At 57.0% G+C, this 9,045-nt stretch carries 7 protein-coding genes; 2 read left to right on the top strand and 5 right to left on the bottom strand.

The features are described from left to right. The 3 genes from AAC035_RS14530 to AAC035_RS14520 form a co-directional block, all read right to left on the bottom strand. A partial coding sequence (locus tag AAC035_RS14530; RefSeq protein ID WP_339805375.1) for an XrtA system polysaccharide chain length determinant occupies positions 1-1,571 on the bottom strand: 1,571 nt, incomplete at its 3' end. Beyond that, positions 1,571-2,200 (bottom strand): XrtA/PEP-CTERM system exopolysaccharide export protein, encoded by a 630-nt coding sequence (locus AAC035_RS14525; RefSeq protein WP_339805373.1) that lies wholly within the window; start codon positions 2,198-2,200, stop codon positions 1,571-1,573. The genes AAC035_RS14530 and AAC035_RS14525, both read right to left, overlap by 1 nt. An 11-nt stretch (positions 2,201-2,211) precedes the next feature. Further along, positions 2,212-3,618 carry a TIGR03013 family XrtA/PEP-CTERM system glycosyltransferase gene (locus AAC035_RS14520; RefSeq protein WP_339805371.1) on the bottom strand — a complete coding sequence of 469 codons (1,407 nt, stop codon included), beginning with the start codon at positions 3,616-3,618 and terminating at the stop codon, positions 2,212-2,214. Positions 3,619-3,993: 375 nt separating this feature from the next. Here AAC035_RS14520 and AAC035_RS14515 point away from each other — a divergent pair, with 375 nt between their 5' ends. Then, a complete protein-coding gene (locus AAC035_RS14515; RefSeq protein WP_339805369.1) occupies positions 3,994-4,926 on the top strand; it encodes an XrtA system polysaccharide deacetylase in 933 nt (310 codons plus the stop codon). Between the two features lie 18 nt (positions 4,927-4,944). Beyond that, entirely contained in the window at positions 4,945-5,985 is a 1,041-nt protein-coding gene (locus AAC035_RS14510; protein ID WP_339805367.1) for an AAA family ATPase, read from the top strand. A 263-nt stretch (positions 5,986-6,248) separates the two neighbouring features. Here the strand turns inward: AAC035_RS14510 and greA are convergent, their stop codons facing one another. Then, positions 6,249-6,728 (bottom strand): transcription elongation factor GreA, encoded by a 480-nt coding sequence (greA, locus tag AAC035_RS14505; RefSeq protein ID WP_339805365.1) that lies wholly within the window; start codon positions 6,726-6,728, stop codon positions 6,249-6,251. A 2-nt stretch (positions 6,729-6,730) separates the two neighbouring features. Continuing rightward, the coding region (gene carB, locus AAC035_RS14500; RefSeq protein WP_339805363.1) for a carbamoyl-phosphate synthase large subunit at positions 6,731-9,045 on the bottom strand (2,315 nt) is incomplete at its 5' end.

The raw sequence follows: 9,045 nt of genomic DNA, 5'->3' as shown, positions 1-9,045 counted from the left end.
TAACTGCTCTGCCCGGAAAACAGGCCGGTCAATTTATTGATGATCTGGGCCGGCTCGACACCCATGATGCTGAATACCATCACCGACAGGTAGCCCACCATAAATACAGCCAGAATCCCGATGATCACCATCATGTCCCAGCGCAGCAAGCGCTCCTTCCAGGTGCTGTTGTAATGGGGGATCGCTGCCAGCAACGGGATCGATTCCGGCAACTGGGTGGCCAGGGTGCGGCTGGACCGGATGCGGTTATCAAACATCACCAGTGCCACCAGCAACCCCAGAACCATGGAGCCGCCAAGGAACGGACCAGCCATGCCCACCTGGTAAAGCTGCAATCCGTCCCACCGCGCCGGGTAGGAGGCCGGTTCCTGAATACGATAGCTGACACCCTGACCTTCAACATCCAGGGTCATCGACAACCGGGCTTTTTCCCGGCGCTGCAGCATGTCTTCGTACACTCCTTTGGTGACATTGTAGTCCCGGGTCAGCTCTGACAGTTCGGCCTGATTGGCCGCTACCCGCTCGGCCCGGCTGAAGGATTCATCCAGCAGACGCTCGAGGGACACCAGACGATTGCGGTGCACCTGCAGGCGGGTCTCGGCTTCGGAAAGCTTGAGGCGGAGGGTTTCGTAAACAGGGTTTTCCACCACCTCATTGACTACCCCACTGCGACGGGAGCCGCCATCCCGAGACTTGCGCTCCTCCAGCTCCTCGATCTGGGCCAGCATACTGATGACGTCTGGATGGGTATCGAGATACCGCAACCGAAGCTCATCCAGTTGCTCCTGCATGCGGGCAAGACGGATGTCGATATCGGACTGCCCAGGATTCACATTGAACGAGCGGTAGGGCTGCTCTTTCGCCAGCTGCTCCCGGGTCAGCGTCACTTCAGATTCGGTCTGCTGTATTTCCAGCTTCAGGTTTTCAATGTCACTCCGCAGGCGTTCAATCCGACCCTGAACATTTGCCTCGGTGCCATCCTGATTATTGGACCTAAACTCCTTTAACCGCTGCTCGGCCGCTTCTAATTGACGCTGGTAGGCTTTAACTTGAGAATCAATAAATTCATAGGCTCCCTGGCTCTCTGCGCGCTTGCGGCTGACCGTGCGCTCAAGAAAACGGTTGAGAGTGGTACTCAACACTCGAAAGGAGCGATCAGGGTCATCGCTACGATAGCTCAAAGTAATGAAATTTCGGTTTGATACACGCATATTCAGGGCATTGCGCAAACCGCCAATAACACCGCTCTGTTGCTGTTCTGACTCGCCTCCCTTCAGCAAGCCTGCGTCATAGGCCACCTGTTCCAGGAAGGATCGGCTTTGCAGCAGTTCCCGGGCTTCGTTGATGCGATCAATCGGCGTCACTTCCGCGCTTCCCCGCAGCAAAGGTTGCAGTATCGAGGATGAGTCCGCAAACAATACCGATTGGGATGTATAAGACTTGGGCGTAACGTATCCCATGACCAGCACCCCAGCTGTTACCACCATAAAGGTTATGGCGGCCAGCACCCGATACCGGTAAAGCTCGAGCTTGACCGCGTTGATCATATCGAGAACAAACCGCCAGTCCATTACAGTTCTCCGCGCAGTAACTGTTTACGGGGAACACTGATCACATCACCGGGCTGAACGACGTAGTTGGTCCGCATGTCACCATTATCGAGAATGGCATTCAGATCCAGGGAAAAGCTTTCGTACTCGGTACCGGTATGGCGGTGCATGACCGCCCGGCCACCAGCGGCAAAGTCGGTGAGACCGCCGGATTCAAGCACCAGATCCAGTACCGTCATACCCTGACGATACGGCACCGACAGTGGCGAACCCACCTGTCCGGTAATACGCACCCGGTTGCGGTACTCTGCGCTGACCGGACTGTTTACCATAACGGTCACTTCAGGGCTGCGGATCACCTCGCTCAGGCCCGCGCTGATTTCGGCGGCCAATGCCTCGGGTTCCATCCCCTCTGCTGACACATCCCCCATCAGGGGCATGGATATAAAGCCGTCGGGCCGGACGATAATCGTCTGGGACAGCTCCGGGTTCCGCCACACATGAACGGAAACGGTATCACCCACGCCAATACGGTAGGCCTCCGGTTCCATGGTAGTCGCTGGCGGGTTATTGCCTCCCGCGGGCATACCCGAACAGGCGGCGACCAGCGCCGCAAGTGTAATAACCAGAATTGAACGAATCTGTTTCATATCCATGCCTCTTATCTCACCCCTTTTCCCAGCAATACCACTTCCACGGTCTGGATCATGATCAGCAGATCCATAACGATGCTGTGGTTCTTGGAATAGTACAGGTCGTACTCCAGTTTGCCCCGGGCGTCCTCAATTGAGGCACCGTAGGGATAATTCAGCTGCGCCCAGCCCATCAGGCCCGGCTTGACGTAATGCCGGGTATCGTAAAACGGTACTTTCTGTTTGAGTTCGTCTACGAATTCCGGACGCTCCGGGCGCGGGCCGACAATGCTCATCTCGCCTTTGATCACGTTCCATAACTGCGGCAGCTCATCCAGCCGGGTGTTGCGGATAAACGCACCCACGCGGGTAATACGACTGTCGTTCTGGGATGCCCACTGGGCCTTGCCATCTTTCTCGGCATCCTGCCGCATACTGCGGAATTTGTAGATTCGGAACACCTTGCCCCTGGCGCCCACCCGGGTCTGGCTGTAAAGAATCGGGCGACCCGTCTCCAGGAAAACAGCGATGGCTGTCAGAATCATAGCCGGGAACAGCACAAGCGCCAGTGTCAGACTTATGAACAGATCCACTGTGCGCTTGGTGATGTCCCGCGATCGGGAAGCCTTGAAGCCGTCGGAGAACAGAATCCAGGAGGGGTGCACCAGGTCAAGACTGGCCTTCTTCAGTTCCCGCTCGTAGAAAGCCACCGCACTGGTGACCTCAATGCCTCTGAGCTTGCACTCCATCAACTCGTCCACGGGCAGACGACCGCCTTCGCTGCGACGACGCTCCTGCTGGGCGATCACAATTTCGGAAATGCGGTTCTGGCGGCAAAACCGGTAGAAGTCCTCCGGGGCGGGAAGATGATGGCGGGAATCGATCAGGGTGCTTTCCGAGTCGGGAATACAACCAACCACGCGGATACCGGATGCTTTCAGGTTGCGTTCGTAATCGCTCATCAGCGCTTCGGCAAACTGGCCGGCGCCGTAAACCACCACGCGCCGGGCCAGCTGGTCGGAATCCACTACCCGCACAAACATCTGGCGGATGATTGTTACCAACAATATGGCCAGCAACACAGCAAAAAACAGCTTGTCACTGCCGGGATTCACCGCCGGGAAAAACATGTAAAGGATGGTCAGCGCCAGGCCGCCCAGGAAACAGAAGGCCACCAGGGTGCGGAAAAACATGGAAGCAAAGCCTTCCCGGACCATGGCGAAATAAACCCCCATCGCCAGGGTTCCACAGCTCATAATGAAGGCAAACAGCAAGGCAGAACTTGCGCTGACCACCGCCAGTGACAGGCCGGAACCCAGCTGATCGAGAACATACCCCAGAAAATAGAATGTGCCGAAAAGCACGAAAAACTCCAGTGCGCCGAGCACCAGATAGGGAATATGCAGGTAATGCTTTCTTATGCGTATATACGACACGCGTAACGTCCTTGTCGTCTCTATGACAATTGATGGTAATAATCAGTGACTTGAGAATCAGAGATCAATCCACGCTGCCAGACGACGCTGTGAATGCTTTTATCCTGCAATCATTCTGCGCCGGGCGAATGACAATCTCAAGGAGTTATGTATCTTTTTGTAACACCATTTTACAACGATTTACATCGCCCTGTGAAATAGTCATTGCCATGAGTGCAAAGGCAATGACAACAAGGTAGTGTATGGCTAATATTCGTCCACGAAACCTGTAAATTCATTTCAGGGCATTTTTTTTGAACATCGTGTTTCGGCAGCACACAGCAGCGAAACATCAGAGCAACACCTTCAGGGATACGGGGAACGGAGCCCTCTACCATGGAATCAGCTGCAGTATCCAATGCCGGCGAAGCCCGCGACAGCAAGACACTTCACGCCCTGAGCATTGATGTCGAGGACTACTTCCACGTCGCCGCCCTGTCCCGGGTCATCTCTCAGGATGACTGGGGGTCGCTGCCCTCCCGGGTCGAACAGAACACGGAACGCCTGCTGGAACTGTTCGACCGCAACAACGTCAAGGCCACGTTTTTTGTGCTGGGCTGGGTGGCGGAACGGTATCCCGCACTGATTCGCAAGCTGGCCAATCATGGCCATGAAATCGCCTCCCACGGTTACAGCCACCAGTTGGTCTACAACCAGTCGCCCGCGGTGTTTACCGATGAAACCCGGCGCTCCAAGGCGCTGCTGGAAGATCTGATCCAGAAGCCGGTTACCGGCTACCGGGCCGCCAGCTACTCGATTACAAAGGATTCGCTCTGGGCTCTGGATATTCTGGCGGAGTTGGGCTTTACCTGGGATTCCAGTATTTTCCCGATTCGCCATGACCGTTACGGCATACCGGATTCCCCGAAAACGCCCTACACTATTCAGACCAACAATGGCGGCTCTCTGCGGGAGTTCCCTCTGACCACGGCACGTCTGTTCCGGATGACCATCCCGGCAGCCGGTGGCGGCTATTTCAGGCAGTTCCCCTACCCGGTGTTCCGTCACCTGTTCCGAAATGCCACCCGGAATGACACCCAGCCCCAGATGTTCTATCTGCACCCCTGGGAAATTGACCCGGACCAGCCCCGTTACAACGACGCCAGCTGGTTTTCACGGTTCCGTCACTACACCAATCTGGACAAGTGTTACGGTCGCCTCGAACGCTTATTGAACGATTTCAACTTTGGTACGGTCAGTCAGAGTTATGAGGCCTATGAACCGGATCGGATCAAGCTTCACCAGAATGAAATGATTCGTCTGGCCTGATCATTAACAGGATTTCCCATGTACCTTGAACACTTCGGACTGAGACGTCACCCCTTTCGCATGACCCCGGAAGACGACTTCGTCTACATGAGTCAGCAACACTCACGCGCCTTCGTTTACATGAACTCCGCCATCTGGAGTCCGGAAGGCTTTGTGGTGATCAGCGGTGAGATCGGCTCCGGCAAGACCACGCTACTCAAGAAGACCATTCGCAGTCTTGATGGCAACCTCAAGCTGCTGCATGTCTCCTACACCAACCTGAAGTCTGATGATTTTTTCCGGCTGCTGGTTCATCAGGCCGGCATCCGGGTGGAAACCGACAGCAAGGTCACCATGCTGTTCGCCATCATGGACTACCTGCAGATGATGGCCGATCGGGGCACCCCGGTGGTGCTGGCGGTGGACGAGGCCCAGAACCTCAGCAAGGAAAATCTGGAAGATATCCGTATGCTGGCCGGCCTGGAAGGGCTTGGCGGCCCGGCCATGCGGGTGATTCTACTGGGACAGCCGGAGCTGAAGGAACACATCCACAAAATTCAGCAGCTGGCCCAGCGGGTCAAACTGTTCTTCCACCTGGAAGGGCTATCGCTGAAAGAGACCGGTGAGTACATTGATTACCGGTTACTGGTGGCCGGCCACAAGGGCCTCCCACTGTTTGACGAGGAGATGGTGGAGGAGATTTTCACCATGAGCCACGGCATTCCCCGGGTAATCAACAAGCTGTGTGATGGCCTGATGATCTGCGCCTACTCGGATGAGCGCCATGTGCTGGATCAAAGAGATCTGGCAGAGATCCGCAAGGACCTCCTTGGCGACATGCCTGACACAGCACCCGGTACCAAACCGGAGCCTACCAGCACCAGTGCAGAAGATTTTGAAACCAGAACGCCGGTCAGCGAGGGCGGCGAGCTGAGCCGGACCATGGCGAGAATTGCCGATGCTCTGGAAGGTATCGATCGCAAGATCGGTCTGCTGGTTCAGGACCGCACCGGGAATCCGCCACCTCAGGACTCCGGGAATGTGAAGCCGCTGTCGCCGAATCGGCATAGGAATAACTGAGTTTTAGGCTTTGGAGTACGCGCCCTTCGACAGGCTCAGGGCGAACGGAGAATTTCGTACTTGGAGGAAGCGAGGCTAATCCTGCGAACTCTGTTCGCCCTGAGCCTGTCGAAGGGCACAAACTCCCGAACCAAAACATCTTCTCCGTTCGCCCTGAGCCTGTCGAAGGGCCTTCCTCGGTCAAATTCCACTTTTCGAATAGTTCGTTAGCCCTGACCCTGACCCTGACCCTGTCGAAGGGCCCAAGGGCGGTAGTCCAAGCCCTAGATATGCTCCACTTCCCCAATCTCATACTCCACGGTTCCCGACGGCACACGAATCGCGACAATATCGCCTTCGCTCTTGCCAATCAGTGCCCGGGCGATGGGGGATGACACAGAAATCTTGCCTGCCTTGATATCCGCTTCGTCTTCGCCGCAGATCTGGTAAACCACCTGTTCGTCGGTTTCCATGTTCAGCAGATGCACGGTCACGCCGAAAATCACTTTTCCGGTGTTCTCGATGCTGGTGACGTCAATCACCTGGGCGGCGCCCAGCTTGCCTTCGATATCCTGGATACGACCTTCGATGAAGCCCTGCTGCTCGCGGGCAGCGTGATACTCGGCGTTCTCTTTGAGGTCGCCGTGTTCACGGGCATCGGCGATGGCCATGATTACCCTGGGGCGGTCGACGGACTTGAGCTGCTGTAGCTCTTCCCGCAGGCGTGCTTCGCCATTTACGGTCATGGGTACTCGAGTCGTCATAGTCACTTTCCTGAATGCAGGTCCTGCAGACGGCGTACCGTCCGCTCCGGTCCGAATTTGATAGCACGGCAGAAGGCTTCGCCCCCCGCCAGTGTGGTGGTGTAGGTTACTTTGTGCTGAAGGGCTGACTGCCGGATCTGGGCCGAATCTGCAATGGCCTTGCGCCCTTCAGTGGTATTGATGATCAGCTGGACCTTGCCGTTCTTGATGGAGTCCACAATATGCGGACGGCCCTCGCCGACTTTGCTGACAGCCTCAACCGGAATACCCTCATCGGAAATCACTTTTGCGGTACCCACGGTGGCCAGCAGCTTGAAACCGGACGCCACAAGATCTCTTGCCAGCGAAACAGCGCCCGGCTTGTCCACTTCACGCACCGAGATAAACGCGGTACCGGTGGTGGGTAACCGCTCACCCGCTGCCAGCGCCGCCTTGGCAAAGGCCTCATCGAAGCTGTCACCGATACCCATGACTTCACCGGTGGACTTCATTTCCGGCCCCAGGATGGGATCCACCGCCGGGAACTTGTTGAACGGGAACACTGACTCTTTCACCGAGAAGTATGTCGGCACGATTTCGGTGGTAAAGCCCTGCTCCTTCAATGTGGTACCCGCCATGCAGCGCGCCGCCACCTTGGCCAGGGACACCCCGACCGCCTTGGACACAAACGGCACCGTGCGGGAGGCTCTCGGGTTCACCTCGATCACGTAGATCTTGTCGTCCTGCCAGGCCAGCTGCACGTTCATCAGGCCGATGACATCCAGCTCCAGCGCCATTTTACGTACCACTTCGCGCATGTCATCCTGCACCGCTTTCGGCAGGGTGTACGGCGGCAGTGAACAGGCAGAATCACCGGAGTGCACGCCGGCCTGTTCGATATGCTGCATAATGCCACCGATTACTACATCAGTACCGTCACAGATGGCGTCGATGTCTACTTCAATGGCGGCGTTGAGGAAGTGGTCCAGCAGCACCGGGCTGTCGTTGGACACCAGCACGGCGTTGCGCATGTAGCGCACCAGCTCTTCTTCATTGTAGACGATTTCCATGGCCCGGCCGCCCAGCACGTAGGATGGCCGCACCACCAGGGGATAGCCAATTTCACGGGCCGCTACCACGCCTTCTTCGTGACTGCGCACGGTGGCATTCTGGGGCTGCAGCAGGTTCAGGCTGGTGATCATCTGCTGGAAGCGCTCACGGTCTTCCGCCCGGTCAATGGCGTCGGGGCTGGTACCGATGATGGGCACGCCTGCTGCTTCCAGACCACGGGCCAGCTTCAGCGGCGTCTGGCCACCGTACTGAACGATGACGCCCTTTGGCTTCTCCACGTGAACAATTTCCAGCACGTCTTCCAGGGTGATCGGCTCGAAATACAGGCGATCGCTGGTGTCGTAGTCGGTGGAAACGGTTTCCGGGTTGCAGTTGATCATGATGGTTTCATAACCATCTTCACGCATGGCCAGGGCCGCGTGAACACAGCAGTAATCGAACTCGATACCCTGGCCAATGCGATTGGGTCCACCACCGATCACCACAATTTTCTCGCGGTTGGTCGGGGCCGACTCACACTCTTCTTCATACGTGGAATACATGTAGGCCGTGGAGGAGGCGAATTCCGCCGCACAGGTATCCACCCGTTTGTAAACCGGACGCACACCGAAATCGTGGCGCAGTTTCCGCAGCTCGATCTCCGGCATTTCCAGCAGTTTCGCCAGACGGGCATCGGAGAAGCCCTTGCGCTTCAAGCGGAATATGGCATCCCGGTCGATACCGGAACGGCCGGCGGCCTTGAAGTTGGCCTCGTCACGGATCAGATCCTCGATCTGGACCAGGTACCAGGGGTCGACCTTGGTCAGCCGGAACACTTCATCCACGGTCATGCCGGCGCGGAAGGCGTCACCAATATACCAGGGGCGCTCGGCACCGGGCACGGTCAGCTCCCGCATAAGGGTTTCGCGGCTGCTGGGGCTGTTCAGATCCAGCTTCTCATCAAAGCCATCGGCGCCCACTTCCAGACCGCGCAGCGCTTTCTGCATGGATTCCTGGAAGGTACGGCCAATGGCCATCACTTCACCGACTGACTTCATCTGCGTGGTCAGGCGGGCATCTGCCTGGGGGAACTTCTCGAAGGTGAAGCGGGGAATCTTGGTGACCACATAGTCAATGCTGGGTTCGAAGGACGCCGGCGTGATACCACCGGTGATGTCGTTCTGCAACTCATCCAGGGTGTACCCTACCGCCAGCTTGGCGGCCACTTTCGCGATCGGGAAACCGGTGGCCTTGGAGGCCAGCGCCGAGGAACGGGACACCCGCGGGT

The organism is uncultured Marinobacter sp., from assembly GCF_963974375.1.
Taxonomy (GTDB): Bacteria; Pseudomonadota; Gammaproteobacteria; order Pseudomonadales; family Oleiphilaceae; genus Marinobacter.
Note: the sequence above shows the minus strand (reverse complement) of the source record. Positions and strands in the feature narration are given on the sequence as shown.